We start from the raw sequence: 17,428 nt of genomic DNA on the forward strand, positions 1-17,428 counted from the left end.
ATAATTGGGAAAGGGTTGATATTATGGCAGAAAGACAAGGGTTAATTATTGTAAATACGGGAAACGGCAAAGGCAAAACAACAGCGGCTTTAGGCCTGGGAATGCGGGCCTGGGGACAGGGGCTTAAGGTGCTGGTCGTACAATTTATCAAAGGCAATTGGAAGTGCGGCGAATTGCAGGCTGCTGAGAAAATGGGACCGGATTTTGTCATACGCCAGATGGGACAAGGTTTTGTTAAAAAGTCTTCAGGCGATGCTATCGATGATCATAGAAGCGCGGCCCAAGAAGCTTTGCAGGCAGCTAAAACGGAAATTATGTCCGGGAAGTGGGACATGGTTATTCTGGATGAGATCAACTATGCCGTTAATTTTGGGCTGGTCTCTTTGGATACAGTTCTGGAATTAATAGAAATGAAACCTTCATCTGTGCACATTGTGCTTACCGGACGCGAGGCAAATCCGGCGATTATCGACAGGGCCGATTTGGTTACAGAGATGAAGGAAATAAAGCATCAGCTCCATAAGGGAATAAAGGCGCAAAAGGGAATAGAATTTTAGATAGGTTATGTTAAGCTGACAAAGTTTAATAGAAAGTTTAATTTATCTGGATAATGTGGAATTTTTTTATCAATAATAACCATGTACCACATTTGAAAGGAGTGTTATCTTTGGCGCAACTAAATCAAATGGAGCTTCAACATTTACGCCACATGATTAGCGGTCATGAGACGGTGGCCAACAAACTTGAAGCGTATGCTCAGCAGTGCACTGATGCACAGCTTAGGCAAATGTTTCAACAAGATGCAGCGGCAGCTAGAAGCTCCAAACAGAAACTCATGACATTTTTGCAATAGGAGGTAAACCAATGAACGATAAAGATATGATAAATGATTATCTGTCTATGATGAAAGGCAGTTTAGCTACCTACGCCAACGTAATTGCCGAAACAAATAACGCGCAATTACGCTCAACCTTTCAGCAATTGAGAAACCAGGATGAGCAGCGGCAGTATCAGGTTGTTCAAACTGCTGTGCAAAAGGGGTACTACAAGCCGGCTGCCCTTGCTCCGCAAAACGATATCCAGCAGGTGAAGTCTGAACTGACGAGTCCATCAATGTAAGAACAGTGAACGTAAAAAAAGCCACCCGGAGTTAATCCAGTGGCTTTTATTTTCACAACACAATTACAATCCGATCTCATCCTTCACCGCTTTAATCTTACCAATAGCCTTGGTAAATTTCAGCCGGACGTAAAAGTCCAGGAATGTCCATCTGGACTTAAATACCGGTATTCTTTCCAGTGCCAGCGGATTGCTACCTTGCTGAACTCTACCAAACTTTACAGAAAAAGCAGCTTTGTAACCCGCCTGGGCGACTGATTTTTCAATTTGTGGATTGTAAAATCCGCCAGGATAGGCGAGATACTTTGCCGGTGTTTTTAGCCTCCATTCTATCCCCTCTCGAGACTTAACAAGCTGCAGTGCGGCTTCCTCGGATGAAATACTAGTAAGATCCACATGGCTTAAGGTATGAGAACCGAATTGAAAACCTTGTTCCTGCATTTCTCTAACCTGATCCCAATTCATATACCAGGGATTATGGCCAATTACATCGGTTATTAGAAAAAAAGTGGCGGTAAAACCGTATTTCTTTAGTATTGGATAGGCGTTGGTATAGTTATTGACATATCCATCGTCAAAAGTAATTAGGATTGACTTATCAGGGAGCTTACCGCCAGCGTTTAAGTAGTTGAGTAGCTGATCGGGTGTTATCGTAGTATATCCCCTTGCGTGCAAGTAGGCCATTTGGTCATCAAAGTCCCTGACGGTTAAGGCAAGAGGATTGTTTACATTATCCTCTACTTCATGATAATTTAGTACAGGAATTCCGGATGACAAATTGTCCGTCTCTCCATAGAAATAGATGCTGATAATGCCAATAGTAATAATACAACAAACTATGATCGCCCAAAACACAGTCCGCCTCAAAGAATCAACCCCTCGATATTGTATTAGCTGGTATAGTTATGCCTGAGTACTTCCGGATAAATACAGGATAATTAAGAAACACTATGATATATAGTAGAACTTCTTCTTTTTTTCGTCAATATAAACTATATAGTATCCAATAAAGATGTACAGGCGTGTTGTTAGTATAAGCGTAAGTCAAGCGCCAGCGGTGGAGCGTTACTAACAACACGCCTAGAAAAAACCTTTATTGGATTTCATATAGACCCGGTAACTACTATGATATTCTCCCCAATACCTCGCAGGCTAGGCAATTCGTGCTTTTTTTCCTAACGGCGGAATAATTTTATTCTTTAGTGAAAATATAAAAAAGAGGGTTTGACAATACATTGTAAAAAATGGTATTATCAATGTGAGTTATAAAAATATTATGTTGTTCACTGAAAAAAATATATTGGGATAGGTGCCCTAATGGGCTTAATAGGGAAGTCCGGTGTAACACCGGTGCGGTCCCGCCACTGTAATAGGGAGCGAATCCAAGGTATACCACTGGGATGTAAAAGTCTTGGGAAGGTTTGGACAAGCGATGAACTAGAGCCAGGAGAACTGCCTATCTGAAAATCACCGTTTTCACCTACGAGCGATGGGGAGGGGATTATGACCGCTGTCAACAGCAGTATTTATTTGTTGTTGAGGGTTGAAATGTTGTATGTAAAACTCCCGGGCTAAAAACCGGGAGTTTTTTGCATCGTTATGCACTTTGCCGTCTCCTCCAGCGCTAGAATTTCAAACCTGGCTTGTAGAAGCTTTATTTTGCCGGGAAAGAAGGGGGGAGTCATGGTTAGTAGTACTACTGCCACAAGGCTATCATTGAATAAACTTGGGAGTGTGAGAAAACTTGAATTTACGTAAAATGCTGTCCGGAGTCATGGTCTTGTCTTTCTGCCTGGCAATGATCGTTGGTTTTGCAAGTCCGTCTCAGGCGTTTGCCGCACCTGTTAAAAAGGCAATTGTTGTAGTGAGTTTTGGCACCACCTTTCCGGAAGAACGGAGAGAATCCATTGAGGCTGTCGAGAATAAAATCCGTGCCGGTTTTCCGGAGTATGAGGTCCGCCGGGCATTCACGTCCAAGATTGTTATGAAACGAATGGCCGAAACCCAGAACATACAAGTGGATAGTTTAGAACAAGCTTTAGAAAAGCTCTACAAAGATGGATACAAGGAAGTCATCGTGCAGTCAACCCACCTTACTCCCGGAGAAGAATATGACAACAAAATTGTGGCTGTTGTCCATAAATATGCGAAAGATTTTGATAAAATTGTGATTGGCCGTCCGGTATTGGTTTACGATGGCAGCAATGGTACGCCTGATGATTTTGCGATTGCTGTAAAAGCCTTAAAAAGCCAAATGCCGCTTCTTCAGCTGCATGATCGTTCGGTCGTATTTATGGGCCATGGTTCGCCGCATCAACATAACCCTGCTTACGGTAAATTGCAACAGGCCTTTGATACTGCGGGAGTGCATGCGGTGGTAGGGGTTGTTGAAGAGGTCGACCATCCCAATTACGGCGATGCTGTGGCATTGCTGAAAGAACGCAACATAAAACGGGTCATTCTGATGCCGCTTATGCTGGTAGCCGGTGACCATGCAAACAATGACATGGCGGGAGACGAGCCTGACTCCTGGAAAAACCTCCTTGCCGCCGATGGTTTCCAAGTAGTTGATATCTATTTGCACGGCTTGGGAGCAAACTCTGAATTCCAGAATATTTATGTCCAGCATATTAAAGATGCCATCGAAGAAAAATACGTGAAAAGTTACTAATCTTACAAAAATATATGAGAAATAGGTGCCTTTTTTCACCCACGCGCGATGGGGAGGGGATTGGTACAAGCAGGTGTCTTTTTGACATCTACTTTTGAAATCTCCTGAACGATGGATCAGGAGATTTTTTATTGGTACGGGAAATGTGAACGTAACTGATAATTTGCTATTTTGAATCAAGGAGGAGAAAAATTTGCAACATGCAAAATCCAATAAGCGAAGGAAGGCTATGGTGTGTGCCATGGTGGGCAGCGCCTTGTTGTTCCAGGTTTCGGGTATAGTTCAAGCAGAGGAGCAAGAACAGTTTTCCTTTGATCAGGTGGTGGTTACAGCCAATCGTGTGCCGACCAAAATATCCGAAACGGCCGCCAATGTGACGGTTATTACCCGAGAAGATATTGAAAAAGGAAATTATCATAACTTAGGAGATGTTTTACAGCATATTCCTGGCATAAATATCGGTTCATTGGGTAGTCCGGGAAGTATTAGCGCGCCGTTTGTCAATGGCAGCGAACAGGTCATAGTGATGATTGACGGCCGGCGTATGAATATGCCGAATGGTATTGGCGGCTTCGGTATGGCAACTACTAACCTGACAAGCCTTATCGGTATTGAAAATATTGAACGGATTGAAATTGTAAAGGGCGGCAGATCAGCCTTGTATGGTGCTGATGCTGTCGGCGGTGTAATCAATATCATCACGAAAAAGGGGGAAACAAACCAGACTACTGTTAAAGTTTCCGGCGGTAATTGGGATGGCCGTAACTTTGCCGTGACCAATGAAGGTAAAACCGGCGATCTGAGTTGGTATTTTAGCGCCGATAAAAAACACTTAGGCAATTATGCCGACGGCAGCGGCAAAACCGTTGACTATACCGGGGTAGACCAGGATGCGTATACGATACGGCTGGACCAAAAGCTTGCTAACGGCGATTTGACGGTAGCGTATGAATATTTTAATGATGAAAACGAAGGCAAAGCCGCTGACACATACGATACCACCAGGCAGCACAACTGGGACATTACTTATAAAGAAAATATTTCGGCAAATACGGACTACCAAGTAAAGGTTTATCAAAATGCTTCCCATCGTTTCAATAAAGATGCTTATGAAAGTAGTGACAGCGATGTAAGAATTAAAGGGTTTAACTACCAAATCAATTCCAAAATTGCCGACCGGCATACTTTAACGTCAGGCATTGACTGGCGTAAGGATGCAATTGAAAGTTCAAAATACGGTAACCAAGATAATACTGTAAAAGGCCTTTATCTCCAGGATCGATGGGATATAGCCGAGAAATTCAGTTTAACTCCCGGCGTGCGTTATGACGATAATGGCGTATATGGCGAGAAAACCACCCCGCATGTTGCGGCAAATTATAAAGCCAGTGACCGGACTACCTATTATGCATCATGGGGAAGGGTTTTCCAGGCCCCGCGTTTTGATGATTTGTACTGGCCGCACCAAGAAGAAACTTGGTATGGAACGACTTATATATATGACGGTAATCCTGATTTGAAGCCGGAAACCGGCTGGAGTATGGAAGTCGGCATGAACCATAAATTTGACAACACTGCGGAAGCCAAGCTTACGTATTTTAAACGGAATTTGACTGATGCGATTAGCTGGAAAAATATCAGTACCGTTCAGAACATTCAACATTGGGTGCCGTCAAATGTCGATAAGCAAAAAGCCGACGGCGTTGAGCTGCAGGTAAACAAGCAGTTAACTGACGAGATAAAAGGCTTTATTGGCTTTAACTATACCAATGTAAAAAACAAAAAAGGTAATGCGGACTATGTAAAAGACCCCAACATCCCTGAAAAAACATGGAATATAGGTGTATCCTATTCTGACGAAAAGGTTAGCGCAGAAGTTAAGGGAACAGCTGCCTTTGGAAGAACTGACCCTTATTCCTACCAACAATATATTGAAAAGAGCTACTGGGTATGGGATGCCAATCTCAATTGGAAATTGGATAAAGAATATACAGCCTTTGTTACTGTTAACAATATTTTTGACAAGTATTACGATGGTTATGCCGGTTACCCGCGTGGCGGACGTAATTATACGTTAGGCCTAAAAACTAAATTTTAATCAATAGTAACGAATCATAGCTTCAGGAGATGCCGAGCTGTCAGGGTGGGCATCTCCTTTCATTTTTTCCCTCGTCTGATAGACACAAAAGCAGATGTATCGCATAAAATATACTAGGCTATTTATTGGATTGAGAATGGTTTTCACTTTAATAATGATTTTGTATAAGCGAACTTCCCTTTAAGGTTTGCGGGTTACAGCCTGTTGATCTGCGGCTTTCAAGGGCGGCGGGGCCTTACAGGCTGTAACCGAGTAAAGCAGGAGGTGAAACTATGTTGTCGCCCAGTCTGGAGGATTATTTGGAGGAAATTTATAGATTTTCAGTCAGCAGCGATATAGTACGTGTTACCGACATCAGCCATAGGTTAAATGTATCGCTTCCTTCAGTAACCAAAGCTCTGGGAAAGCTTCGCGCGGGAGGGTATATTACCTATCAGAAATACGGCATGATCGGGTTGACTGACAAGGGCAGACAGACAGGGGGCTATCTCGTAGAAAGAAACACGCTCCTGCAGGAGTTTCTGAGGACGATCTGTGCAGACTGCGATGTTGCCGCGGAAGCTGAAGCAATGGAGCATTATCTGTCGAAGTCGACGATAACTTCCATACAACGTTTGATGGTCTTTATGAAAGAAAACCCGGAAGTTTATCAGCGTTTTGTCGGCTATGTGCGTGAAAATAAGCATACACAAAAGGATAAGAAAAGCTGAGGCCCGCAAGCCCCAGCTATTTTTTAGGCTAACCCTAAGAAGCGGGCCGACTGTGCTACGGCGAAGCATACTGCAAAAGCGATGACTGTCGGGATGAGGAAGGACAGGAAGGTCCACTTAAAGCTGCCGGACTCTTTGTATACTGAAAGCAACGTGGTCGTACACGGCCAGTGCAGCAGGCAGAAGAGCATCGTGCTGGCGGCAGTTAACCAACTCCAGCCGTGGTCGAGTAATATTTGGCGGAGTTCTTCCAGGCTTTCGATTTCAATCATTTGCCCTGTAGACAAGTAACTCATAAGAAGAATGGGAACAACGATCTCGTTTGCCGGGAGGCCAAGGATGAACGCCAGGAGAATAAACCCGTCAAGGCCGATGGCGTAACCGATAGGCTGCAGCCAGCTTGCAAGATGGCCGATGATACTCATGTCTCCTATGTAGGTATTACCGAGTATCCAGGTGATGGCACCGGCTGGAGCTGCCATGATAACCGCGCGCTTTAATACAAAAAGCGTACGGTCGATCAGGGAACGATAGATGATCGCGCCAATCTGCGGCGGGCGGTAAGGCGGCAGTTCTAATACCAGGGAGGAAGGTTCACCTTTAAGAATAGTATGGGATAGCACCCAGGATACTGCGAAGGTTGCTGCGATACCCAGCAAGACAATAGCAGTAATTACCACTGAGGCAACTATTGTCTCGTACTCAGCCGCGAAAGCACCGCCGACAAAGATAGTAGCGATAGTGATGAGGGTGGGAAAACGCCCGTTGCAAGGCACGAAGTTGTTGGTCAGCATCGCGATCAGCCGTTCCCGCGGTGAGTCAATAATCCGGCAGGACACAATGCCGGCTGCGTTACAGCCAAATCCCATGCACATAGTTAAAGCCTGTTTGCCGCAAGCCCTACATTTTTTAAAGAAACTATCCATGTTAAAAGCAACTCTCGGCAGATATCCGAGGTCTTCCAGCAGGGTAAACAGCGGGAAAAAGATGGCCATCGGCGGCAGCATGACCGATACGACCCAGGCTAAACTACGATATAGACCCAAGACCAGGACGCCATGGAGCCAATCAGGAGCCCCGGCAAGTTCAAACCATTCCGTCAGTTGATCCTGAAAGGCGAACAAGGCATCGGCAAGCATTCCGGAAGGTATATTTGCCCCTTCAATGGTGATCCAGAAAGCCATTCCTAATAGTGCCAGCATGATGGGGTAGCCGAAAAGGCGGGATGTGAAGATATCATCGAGTTTGGCATCCCAGGAGGATTTATCCTGTGGTTTATGGGTGACTACTTTACGCGCTATCTGTTCCGCGTTGGCGTAAATATCGGATACAATAGTATCACCAAGCGCGTTACCGGAACTGAGGCGAATTTTATTCGCCTCAGCACAGACGTCCGCCAGTGTCGTCATCGGTTTGACTGTTCGGCTCATAGCGCTGCTACCTCCGGGAATAGTTCAGTTTGGGTTTGAAGGTCCAAATGCCGGCTGATGCACTCAATAAACGTTTTATCTCCATCTAATAGCCGGAGAGCAACCCAGCGGGGGTTTAGTTTGTGGTCAACAAGGCGCTGAATATTCGGGAGAAGCTTTTGCACTGCCGTTTCTACCGACGGCGAATAAACAAGTTGGCGTGGATTACTTTTGCGGGCGCCGGTGCTAACCTGATACAGAGTTTCACGGAGTGTAGCCAATCCTTCCCCTTTACGGGCAGCGGTAGTCACGACAGGCACGCCCAGTTCTTTTTCTAATGCCGGGAAATCAATCGTGATTTTTTTCTTTCTCGCTTCGTCTATAAGGTTAACACAGACAACTATATTCGGGGTGATTTCCATTACCTGCAGGGCAAGATTCAAATTGCGTTCCAGGCAGGTGGCGTCTAAAACCACGAGAGTTGCATCTGGCTCACCAAAGCAGATAAAGTCACGGGCAACCTGTTCTTCCACGGTGTGCGCCAGAATGGAATATGTTCCTGGCAAGTCAACCAGCAGAAAGGGTTTTTCACGATAAGTAAAAGTGCCTTGGGCGTTATCTACCGTTTTGCCGGGCCAGTTGCCGGTGTGCTGGCGTAGACCTGTCAAAGCGTTAAATACCGTGCTTTTGCCCACATTGGGGTTACCGGCCAGCGCGATCACGTATTGTCCGGCTTCCGGAGCTATGCCGAAATGTTCGCGCAGTACCCGGCCACGGTTTTCCACTTGCATACTCAATGTCATTCGCCTCCGTATATTACATAGGGTATACTTTAATCAGACTGGCGTCATCACTACGCAGTGCTATAGTAGTGTCGCGCACTCTGAACGCGATGGGGTCGCCGGCTGGACTTCTACGGATGCACTGTACTTGAGTTCCCGGAATCATACCCAGGTCCAGAACCCGTCTTCTGAGTAAGCCGCCAAGCTCTACCGACGATATTTTACCGGTCATGCCTGCCGTAAGGTCTGCCAAAGATGCTGGTTTTTCAGGAATATACATACAATTAACCTCCGTTTCTTTGCTTTGGCTAAGTTTGGTTGTTAAATAAAGGTTAGCGTAAGCTAACATGCGGTCGGAAAAACGGTTAGCGTAAGCTAACACTATAATTTTGACCGTCTGATATATGATATGGAGGAACAGGGAAAAGTGCTACCATATAATACAATTTAAAAAGTGTGGTTCGGGCATAAAGAATAAAAATGCAGAAAAGGGGAAGCGGCAGTAGAGAAATTAGACAAAATATTTATAAATATTTACAAAATAAATTCAAATTTGTTATAATTAAAAATAAACTTGGTTTGTGTCAAGTCTTGCAGGACGACGGCAGAGGTCCTTATATTTTTTATCAGATAAAAAAAAGAATATCGCTGAGTTAGGCGCCCGTACGGGCTTAATAGGGAAGTCCGGTGAAATGCCGGCGCGGTCCCGCCACTGTAATGGGGAGCAAACCCAAGGAAATGGCCACTGGGATGATCTATCCTGGGAAGGTTTGGGCGAGCAATGATCCAGAGCCAGGAGAACTGCCTAACCGACAGTCACCGTTTGACCCACGAGCGATGGGGAGGGGCTTATCAGCCGGAATTATTTCCTTGCGGCTTATACAAAAAATAAACCTCCCAAGCTATGGGAGGTTTATTTTTATCAGCAGCAGGTGTTTGATGGTGAATAGATCATATTTTGCATTTACTACTCTTATCATTTGTGTACTAGTCTTTATGGCGGTGATTGTTCCACAGTCGAAAGTAAGCGAATACGCTGACAGGAGTGGCTGGGTAAAAGACTTTTTGGGGCGGGAGGTGGCGCCGCCGGTAATACGCCCGCAACGCATTATATCGCTGTCACCTGGCAATACAGAGATTATTTTTGCCTTGGGGGCTGGGAACCGCCTGGTGGGTGTGACTACTTATTGTGACTATCCTGAAGAAGCTAAAAAGATCACTAAGGTCGGGAGTTTTGAAAAACCTGACATTGAGAAGATCATACTCCTGCGGCCTGATATCGTTTTTACCGGAGGCGAGTTTCACACCGGCGCCATCCGGGCGCTGGAGAATGCCGGAATTCAGGTGGTAGCGATAGAGCCACGCAGTATTGAAGATGTTTTGAAATCCATCCGGCTTATCGCGTCCTTCATTCATGAACAGGAAAACGGAGAATCACTTATTGCCGGAATGGAACAGATACTTGTTAAGGTTAGAAACTCGGCAAGTGAAACTTCAAAAAAAATTTTTGTAGAAATATGGGATAAGCCGTTACTTACCGTGGGTGGAACATCTTACATCAATGATATCATTACCCAAGCGGGGGGACGAAATGTTGCAGCTGCAAAAGCAGCCTATTATGCCGTGTGTGATAACGAAACGCTGTATGCGTATGACCCTGATATATATATCGTAGCCCGTCACGGCGGTACACAGAGAAAACGGATGTTTTCCAGGTTTGAACAGGAAAACATCCGGGCGATTAGGGAAAACAGGGTATATTATATATCTGACGACTATATGGACCGTCCCGGGCCGCGCAGTTTCATTGCTTTAGAACAAATTGCCGATATTATCAGACAAGAATCTAAAAAAAATCAGGGATTGACTTACCATGACTATAATAGCCGTATACAATAAAAAAATGGTTCTTACCGCACTGTCTTTGGCTTGCTTAAGCTTGAGTATGTTCCTGATGCTGACAGTAGGGACGGCAGCGATTAGTCTGTCCGACATGGCTAAAACGCTGGTGGAAGGGGTTGTGGGCATGAAGTTCGCCGAAGGTGTAAATCCGGCATACGGTACGATTCTCTATGATATCCGCTGGCCCAGAATAGCGTTAGCCGTAGTAACCGGGAGTAGCCTGGCAGTTTCAGGCGCATGCTATCAGGCCATGTTCAACAATCCGTTAGGAGACCCCTTTATACTGGGCGTGTCATCGGGAGCCGCACTTGGCGCGGCCATTGCCATCGTTGTACAGCAATCTGCGTACGTTAGCATCTTTGCTTTCGCTGGCGGCGTGATTACTATGTTTTTGGTTTACTGTCTGGGGCAAGTGGGCAGCAGAGCCTCCTCTATAGACAGCAACAGGCTGCTTTTGGCCGGAGTGGCGTTTGGCTCATTGCTGAATGCCTTGTTATGCGCCATTATGGCTCTCAATACCAGACAAGTCACTGAAATATTATTCTGGCTCATGGGCAGTCTGGCCAACCCGCCGGAGACTTTGTATCCGGTAACGCTTGCTGTCGTCATAGGTCTGATATTTATATTCATCCACGCCAGGGATTTGGATATCATTACTACCGGCGATGAGAACGCCCAGTTTCTGGGGGTTGACATTGCGCGGGTGAGAATCACCGTGTTGCTAGGTACGGCACTGATTACCAGTGTCGTGGTATCTGTGACCGGTGTGATCGGTTTTATCGGGTTGATTGTGCCGCATATTATCCGGAAAATTTGCGGGCCGGGACACAGGGTGTTGCTGCCGCTATGTGCCGTGTGGGGCGCTATTTTTCTGCTGTGGGCCGATGGTATAACCCGGATGACCCCGGCATTGTCGCAAATTCCGGTCGGAGTTGTTACTGCTATGTTTGGCAGCCCGTTTTTCCTCTACTTACTCTACCTTAAAGGGAGAAATCAAGGATGATTTATGCGGACTCTCCACTGTTAAAGGTAAATATGCTGACAGCCGGTTATAACCAGGCGGTTGTTATGGAAGGTATAAATTTATCTCTGTGCCCAGGTCAGTTTCTCAGTGTGGTGGCTCCCAACGGAACAGGCAAGACCACGCTTATAAGGTGTCTGGCCGGTGTGTTGCCGCCGATCAAGGGAGCAATATCATTATGCGGCTGTGACATTACTTGTTATTCACGCCGTGATCTGGCTAAGGTGGTTGCCGTGGCCGGTCAGAATGAACAGGGCTTCGATTATACTGTGCGCGAAACAGTTGCTATGGGCAGGTATCCCCATAGCGCGCGGTTCACCGGTGAGACGCAGGAAGACCGTGATATTATTGAGCAAGCACTGTTGCAGGTGGGGATGTGGGAAAAACGGGATATCAATTTCAACAGGCTAAGTCAGGGGGAACGGCAAAAGGTAACAATTGCCCGGGCGTTGGCGCAGTGCCCCAAAATCCTGCTGCTTGATGAACCCACTTCCCATCTTGATATAAGAAACCAGATCGAAGTTCTCCGGTTGGTTAAACGGCTGGTAAATGACAGACGGCTTGCGGTTTTGGCGGTCATTCATGATATAAATTTGGCCGTGCACTTCAGTACTCATCTGGCGCTATTGAATAACGGTAAAATGATTGCTTACGGAAGAACCGGTGATGTTTTATCGGTTGATATACTGCGGGGCATGTATGGCGTTGATTTTAAGCTGCACCGGGATGCGAAGGGCCTGTTTCTTCAACCTGATTATGATATGGGAGAGTAAGCCGCGGGAGGTTAATGAATAACGTGGATGATACCAGGTTTCTTCATAATGGATGCCAAGTACATGTCAGTGATTCCAGTATTTGCTGTTTTTTTCCTCAACCGAAGCTTGTTTTGAGTACCTCCCAGTATAACGGCGGGTTTATAGTAGCCGACGGAGTGTTTAACCATCGCTTAACCATGTTTGTAGAGACTGAGCGGGACCTGCCGGGAGGCAGCCAAGCCGGATATCTGGAGCAGGTCGCCGGTTCCCTTGGTTTTGAGGCTGACCGTGCGACCGGGCTGCTGACAACTGCCCGCATGAGCAGTATGGCCCTAAGCCGGGAGCAATGCGGCCATCTAATAGTGGAAGCCGTGACTACCGCCGGTGTCGAAGTTAATGCGGCCAGGGCCGGCGAACCGGCCAGCTATTATGAGGAAGAGGACCGATACCACCCTGTAGGTGGAACGATCAACACCATTGTTTTTGTGAATGCCCGGATGAACCGCGGCGCTATGGCCAAGGCGCTGGTCACTGTTACAGAAGCTAAGACAGCCGCTTTGCAGGAACTTAATATTTTAAGCAAGGGCGGTTTTTATCCGGCAACCGGTACTGGCACAGACGGCGCAATTATTGTTACCGAGCTTATTGCGCCGTCTTTATCAGATGCCGGAACCCATTCCAAGCTTGGTGAGATGATTGCTAATGCGGTCAGTCAATCAGTTAAGCAGTCATTGCGTCTGGAATGCGAGATGACCTCTCACACTCAAGGTTCGCTTGAACGAAGAATCCGGGATTTGCGCTTTGATTCAGAAATAGAGGACGAGTTATTGGGGCAATTAGCGAGTCTAACCAAACAGCAAAGGGACCTGTTAATGATACGGCTAATTAGTGTCAAAAATATCCTGCTGGAGCATTCCTGGGGGTTAGTACCGCCCTCTTGTCTGGCTACAGCCGTGAAAATTTTTAAAGATGATGAACGGCTGCCGTTCAGGAATGTACTGGCAAGGCTGCTGACCGCCCGCGTTAAATCGGCGGTTGATGATGAAGCTACTGAGGTTGCTGAAGCGGCGTATTCGCGTATAGTGTCCGGGGATAAGAAAAATTCTTAAACGTCGATGTTTGTTTCAGAAAGATATTTACTGGAAGATGCCAAAATAATATGATATACTGGCAATAACTTTGGAGTTCGGGCAATGAGGCTTAAAGACCACGGGGTCTTTAGGCTTTTTATTTTTGGTGAAGATCAAATATTGTGATAATAATTATGCTTAAGTGTTTTTTCCAGAAGGAAAAATCTTAATTGACGGCAAAATATGAATATTTAATAAAGCTAAAACTAAGCAAAGCTGTAGGTAATGCACATGAGCGACGGTGAATTGTGGAGCTTAAATAAAAACATTATTTCTAATAAGCACTGGCAGTTAATTAGGGAAGCCATTCGCCGCGAATTCGCGTTTGAAACTATTTTTGGCAATACTGTGGGTGAGATTGAGAAATATCTAACTGTATTCAATATACAATTACTACCCACGATGGTTATGCTGCTTCAAGCTGATACTGATGAAGGAGCTTGTTTTGATAAAGCCATGCTTGAGACCCGGCAAAAAGAGATTTATAGCCGGATTGTTCAAATGATTGAACAGGATGTTGACGGAATCATAACTGTGTTTGGTCAAGAGAACATTTTCGCAATTACCGCCGGGGAGCGGGATGTGGCGCTGCTATTGCCTGTAGAATTACATGATCAAGTAGATTTTAAAGTTCCGGCCAAGCGGTATGGGCGGCATATAAAAGCTTATATATCTAAGGATCTAAACTATAGTATCAGCGTGGGAATCGGGCGGGGCTATGATTTTAAACAAATCCGGAAGTCCTATGCTGAAGCCTGTGCGGCGCTGAAATTTAAATTTTATCAGGGAAATGGAGCCATTGTCCATTATAATGATATTTCCTGGTGCGATCATGAGAGCCAGCGAATGTTTATCCAATATGAGACAACTTTGCTGGAAAGTATCCGCAAAGGCGAATGGCAGCAGACCACCGCAGTAATTAATGACATGCTGGATACCATTGGCCGAAGCCGGCTTGTTCATCCTGATGTATTAAAAGTCAGAGTGCTGGAGATGTTGACGGTTGTCTCCCGGGTTGCCATGGAATTGGGCGCCGAACCTGAAATATTGCTGGAGATAAAAATCAGATCCGGTGATGAAATTGCCGGAATTACTACGTTATCAGAAATTAGGACATGGCTGGCAGCTATTGTCAATGAAATGTGCGCTTTACTGCAGTCTAAGCAGCAAGCAGCAGTCGTGCGGGCGGTGACTCATGCCAAGCAATATATTATGGAAAATTATTATCGCGACATATCTTTAGAGGATTTAGCCAGAAGGGAATATCTTAGTTCATCGTATTTTAGCAGAGCTTTCACGGAATTGGTCGGTATGAGTTTTACCGATTATCTGAAGAATGTCCGTATAAAAAAGGCTCAGGCTTTGTTGTTGACTACTGATAAGGGTGTAGCAGAGATTGCCGCGAAAGTAGGGTATCAAGATCCAAACTATTTTAGCCGTGTGTTTAGAGTAGCCACCGGTAAAAGTCCCTTACAGTACCGGCGGGGCAAAACAAGTAAAATATTCTGCATTACAGAGGCTTAGACCAGGTACCTTGCGACCTGCCCGGAGCCTCTGTTTGTTTTGACAGATCATTTGGAATATTGAGCATGAGTGTGCTAATTTGGGCAAAAGTGTACAGAGGTATAAAAATAGTTTTGGATAATAATTACAGCATTGTAAATCAATTTATGCAAAGGAGGAATCCCAGTGAAAATCAGACAATTAGTTTCCCTGTTAGCACTGCTAGTAAGCCTCGCGGTACTGGTAACCGGGTGCGGCGGCGGACAAAGTGCCCAGGCAGACAACAAGGGGCCTGTAAAAATTGGCTTCTTTGCTCCTGTTACCGGTCCGGCGGCCGCCGATGGCGAAAGTGTGTTAAACGCCGCAAAACTGGCGGTGGAAAAAATTAATAGTGATGGCGGCATCAATGGCCGCAAGGTAGAACTGGTGAATTATGACGATGCCCTTGACAGTAAGCAGGCGGTAAGCATTGCTCAGAAACTTACCACCAAAGACGGCGTTGTTGCGGTTGTCAGCGGCTCATACAGCGGTACTACCCGCGCAGCGGCCAAGATTTATCAGGACGCCAAGATCCCGATGATTTCCGCCTACGCCTTACACCCTGATATTACCAAGACCGGTAACTACATGTTCCGGCAGTCCTTCGTAGGGTCGGTCCAGGGCAAGGCTGGTGCAAAAGTAGCTGTTGACTTGCTCAAAGCTAAGAAAATAGCTATTTTAATGGTCGATATTGACTTTGGCAAAACATTGGCTGCCGGATTTAGGGAAAAAGCCGAACAGTTAGGTGCCCAAATCGTTTCTGTTGACTCCTTCTCAACCGGTGAAAAAGAATTTACTCCCGTACTGACCAAAATTAAACAACTCAATCCGGATTTGATTTATATTCCCGGGTACGCGCCTGAGTGCTCACAGATTGTACGCCAAGCAAAAGAACTTGGTATTACGGCTAAGTTCCTTGGTACAGAAGGCGCCGACTCCACTGTACAATTCTTAGGTGTTGCCAAGGACGCAGCTAACGGCGTAATTATTACAACCAATATGAACCGGGACAGCGACCGCAAAATCGTACAGGATTTCATTCAAGGCTACAACCAAAAGTTTGGTCATAAGCCGGATATGGTAGCTGCTTCTACCTATGATGCTTTTATGGTGCTGGCCAATGTTATGAAGACTAAGGGAACCGAACCGGATAAAATCCGCCAGGGTCTGTCGGAACTTAAGGACTTTGAAGCGGTAACCGGGCTGATTAAGGGCTATAACAAAATAGGGGAAGTAAAGAAGGCGGTACAGGTACAAATCGTCAAAGATGGTGAATTCCATTACTTTGGTGAGATTACCGACGACGACATTATAACTCCTCCTAGTGAATAGGCGTTGTTAAAGAAAAAACGGGATAGGGCATGCCTCTATCCCGTTTAATGCAAACCAAGTAAATTATGTAAAATTCGAAAAGGAGTACTGGAAGTATGATTGTGCAGCAACTCTTAAACGGCGTGGTTATCGGCGGTGTTTATGCCTTAACGGCAATGGGAGCCGCAATGGTGTACGGTATACTCCGGATACTTGACTTGGCAAGTGCAGGAGCATATGCAATCGGAGCTTACGCCGGACTGTTTCTGTATATGGCTACTGATAATATTGTTATTGCGTTTATCGGAGCGATTTTATTGACCGGCTTTTTCGGCACCGCAGTTCAGAAGCTTCTCTACATACCCATGCTCAATCGTCCGCCCATTGTTCCCCTCATTGCCAGTATTGGCCTGTTCATCTTCATTCAAGACCTTTTACGGCTGGTCGCCGGACCTCGCATCAGAGAATTTACGGTGCAGCTGCCGTTTGAAGGTGTAAAAACCGAAGGACTGGCGGTGCATCCGACATGGATTTTAATTATCGTTTTGGCTGCTGTTTTTCTGGTGTTTTTATGGTATGTTCTTACCCGGACGCGAATTGGCCTGGCTTGGCGGGCCACTGCTCAGGATTTGGAGATAGCAAAAGCCATGGGGGTCAACATTAATAAAGTTGTGGCCTTAAACTTTTTTCTGGGCTATTCCTTCGCGGCTGCCGCAGGAATCATGGTTGGTATGCTGTACAACTCGGTGTTTCCAACAATGGGCGATGTCCCGGCTTATAAAATGCTGGCTTTAATTGTTTTAGGGGGACTAGGCAGCCCGGTGGGAACGGTGGTAGCCGCGCTATTGATTGGTCTGGTAGAGACATTGGTAGCCGGATATATTGGATTTTTCTTACCTCGCGACGCCATTGCTTTTGTGGCCCTTATTATTATACTGTTGGTCAAACCGGAAGGGCTAATGAGCAAGAAGGCCTAAA

17 protein-coding genes and 2 riboswitches are annotated in these 17,428 nt (G+C 45.8%); of the genes, 13 read left to right on the forward strand and 4 right to left on the reverse strand.

What is annotated here, in order from left to right:
- The first annotated feature begins 23 nt into the window (after nucleotides 1-23).
- The 3 genes from cobO to SCACP_RS03525 all read left to right on the forward strand — a co-directional run bounded on the left by cobO (nucleotide 24) and on the right by SCACP_RS03525 (nucleotide 1,119).
- A complete protein-coding gene (gene cobO / locus SCACP_RS03515; protein WP_425060041.1) occupies nucleotides 24-557 on the forward strand; it encodes a cob(I)yrinic acid a,c-diamide adenosyltransferase in 534 nt (177 codons plus the stop codon).
- A gap of 101 nt (nucleotides 558-658) precedes the next feature.
- A complete protein-coding gene (locus tag SCACP_RS03520; RefSeq protein ID WP_425061309.1) occupies nucleotides 659-853 on the forward strand; it encodes a hypothetical protein in 195 nt (64 codons plus the stop codon).
- A gap of 11 nt (nucleotides 854-864) precedes the next feature.
- The gene (locus SCACP_RS03525; RefSeq protein WP_425060042.1) at nucleotides 865-1,119 is read left to right on the forward strand and encodes a spore coat protein; all 255 of its coding nucleotides are present in this window, start codon (nucleotides 865-867) and stop codon (nucleotides 1,117-1,119) included.
- A gap of 63 nt (nucleotides 1,120-1,182) precedes the next feature.
- Here SCACP_RS03525 and SCACP_RS03530 read toward each other — a convergent pair whose 3' ends face one another.
- The gene (locus SCACP_RS03530) at nucleotides 1,183-1,974 is read right to left on the reverse strand and encodes a polysaccharide deacetylase family protein (RefSeq protein WP_425060043.1); all 792 of its coding nucleotides are present in this window, start codon (nucleotides 1,972-1,974) and stop codon (nucleotides 1,183-1,185) included.
- Nucleotides 1,975-2,409: 435 nt separating this feature from the next.
- A riboswitch (cobalamin riboswitch) is annotated at nucleotides 2,410-2,593 on the forward strand.
- A gap of 324 nt (nucleotides 2,594-2,917) precedes the next feature.
- Here SCACP_RS03530 and SCACP_RS03535 point away from each other — a divergent pair.
- The 3 genes from SCACP_RS03535 (at nucleotide 2,918) to SCACP_RS03545 (ending at nucleotide 6,598) form a co-directional block, all read left to right on the forward strand.
- Nucleotides 2,918-3,790, forward strand: a complete 873-nt coding sequence (locus SCACP_RS03535; RefSeq protein WP_425061310.1) for a sirohydrochlorin cobaltochelatase — start codon at nucleotides 2,918-2,920, stop codon at nucleotides 3,788-3,790.
- Between the two features lie 193 nt (nucleotides 3,791-3,983).
- Complete coding sequence (locus SCACP_RS03540; RefSeq protein ID WP_425060044.1) at nucleotides 3,984-5,888, forward strand: TonB-dependent receptor plug domain-containing protein; 1,905 nt, start codon at nucleotides 3,984-3,986, stop codon at nucleotides 5,886-5,888.
- Between the two features lie 272 nt (nucleotides 5,889-6,160).
- Nucleotides 6,161-6,598 (forward strand): metal-dependent transcriptional regulator, encoded by a 438-nt coding sequence (locus SCACP_RS03545; RefSeq protein ID WP_425060045.1) that lies wholly within the window; start codon nucleotides 6,161-6,163, stop codon nucleotides 6,596-6,598.
- 23 nt (nucleotides 6,599-6,621) lie between these two features.
- Here SCACP_RS03545 and SCACP_RS03550 read toward each other — a convergent pair whose 3' ends face one another.
- From SCACP_RS03550 to SCACP_RS03560, 3 genes are read right to left on the reverse strand one after another with little or no spacing between them, the layout of a single operon-like run.
- Nucleotides 6,622-8,028 carry a nucleoside recognition domain-containing protein gene (locus SCACP_RS03550; RefSeq protein ID WP_425060046.1) on the reverse strand — a complete coding sequence of 469 codons (1,407 nt, stop codon included), beginning with the start codon at nucleotides 8,026-8,028 and terminating at the stop codon, nucleotides 6,622-6,624.
- On the reverse strand, nucleotides 8,025-8,798 hold the full coding sequence (locus tag SCACP_RS03555; RefSeq protein WP_425061311.1) for a FeoB small GTPase domain-containing protein: 774 nt from the start codon (nucleotides 8,796-8,798) through the stop codon (nucleotides 8,025-8,027). The genes SCACP_RS03550 and SCACP_RS03555 overlap by 4 nt, the downstream gene beginning before the upstream one ends.
- A gap of 25 nt (nucleotides 8,799-8,823) precedes the next feature.
- The gene (locus SCACP_RS03560) at nucleotides 8,824-9,069 is read right to left on the reverse strand and encodes a FeoA family protein (RefSeq protein ID WP_425060047.1); all 246 of its coding nucleotides are present in this window, start codon (nucleotides 9,067-9,069) and stop codon (nucleotides 8,824-8,826) included.
- Between the two features lie 358 nt (nucleotides 9,070-9,427).
- Nucleotides 9,428-9,612, forward strand: a riboswitch (cobalamin riboswitch).
- Nucleotides 9,613-9,728: 116 nt separating this feature from the next.
- On the opposite strand from SCACP_RS03560, the gene SCACP_RS03565 reads away from it, so the two are divergent.
- The 7 genes from SCACP_RS03565 to SCACP_RS03595 all read left to right on the forward strand — a co-directional run bounded on the left by SCACP_RS03565 (nucleotide 9,729) and on the right by SCACP_RS03595 (nucleotide 17,427).
- Entirely contained in the window at nucleotides 9,729-10,688 is a 960-nt protein-coding gene (locus SCACP_RS03565; RefSeq protein WP_425060048.1) for an ABC transporter substrate-binding protein, read from the forward strand.
- Complete coding sequence (locus tag SCACP_RS03570; protein WP_425060049.1) at nucleotides 10,663-11,694, forward strand: FecCD family ABC transporter permease; 1,032 nt, start codon at nucleotides 10,663-10,665, stop codon at nucleotides 11,692-11,694. Before SCACP_RS03565 ends, SCACP_RS03570 begins: the two co-directional genes overlap by 26 nt.
- Nucleotides 11,691-12,485 (forward strand): ABC transporter ATP-binding protein, encoded by a 795-nt coding sequence (locus SCACP_RS03575; RefSeq protein ID WP_425060050.1) that lies wholly within the window; start codon nucleotides 11,691-11,693, stop codon nucleotides 12,483-12,485. The genes SCACP_RS03570 and SCACP_RS03575 overlap by 4 nt, the downstream gene beginning before the upstream one ends.
- A 14-nt stretch (nucleotides 12,486-12,499) precedes the next feature.
- Nucleotides 12,500-13,576: an adenosylcobinamide amidohydrolase gene (locus SCACP_RS03580; protein WP_425060051.1), complete on the forward strand. Its 1,077-nt coding sequence runs from the start codon at nucleotides 12,500-12,502 to the stop codon at nucleotides 13,574-13,576.
- 252 nt (nucleotides 13,577-13,828) lie between these two features.
- Nucleotides 13,829-15,121 carry a helix-turn-helix domain-containing protein gene (locus SCACP_RS03585; RefSeq protein WP_425060052.1) on the forward strand — a complete coding sequence of 431 codons (1,293 nt, stop codon included), beginning with the start codon at nucleotides 13,829-13,831 and terminating at the stop codon, nucleotides 15,119-15,121.
- Nucleotides 15,122-15,286: 165 nt separating this feature from the next.
- Complete coding sequence (locus SCACP_RS03590) at nucleotides 15,287-16,471, forward strand: ABC transporter substrate-binding protein (RefSeq protein WP_425060053.1); 1,185 nt, start codon at nucleotides 15,287-15,289, stop codon at nucleotides 16,469-16,471.
- 95 nt (nucleotides 16,472-16,566) lie between these two features.
- On the forward strand, nucleotides 16,567-17,427 hold the full coding sequence (locus SCACP_RS03595; RefSeq protein ID WP_425060054.1) for a branched-chain amino acid ABC transporter permease: 861 nt from the start codon (nucleotides 16,567-16,569) through the stop codon (nucleotides 17,425-17,427).
- Nucleotide 17,428: the final 1 nt, after the last annotated feature.

The sequence above is a fragment of the Sporomusaceae bacterium ACPt genome, assembly GCA_041428575.1.
GTDB classification, from domain to species: Bacteria; Bacillota; Negativicutes; order Sporomusales; family Sporomusaceae; genus Sporomusa_D; species Sporomusa_D carbonis.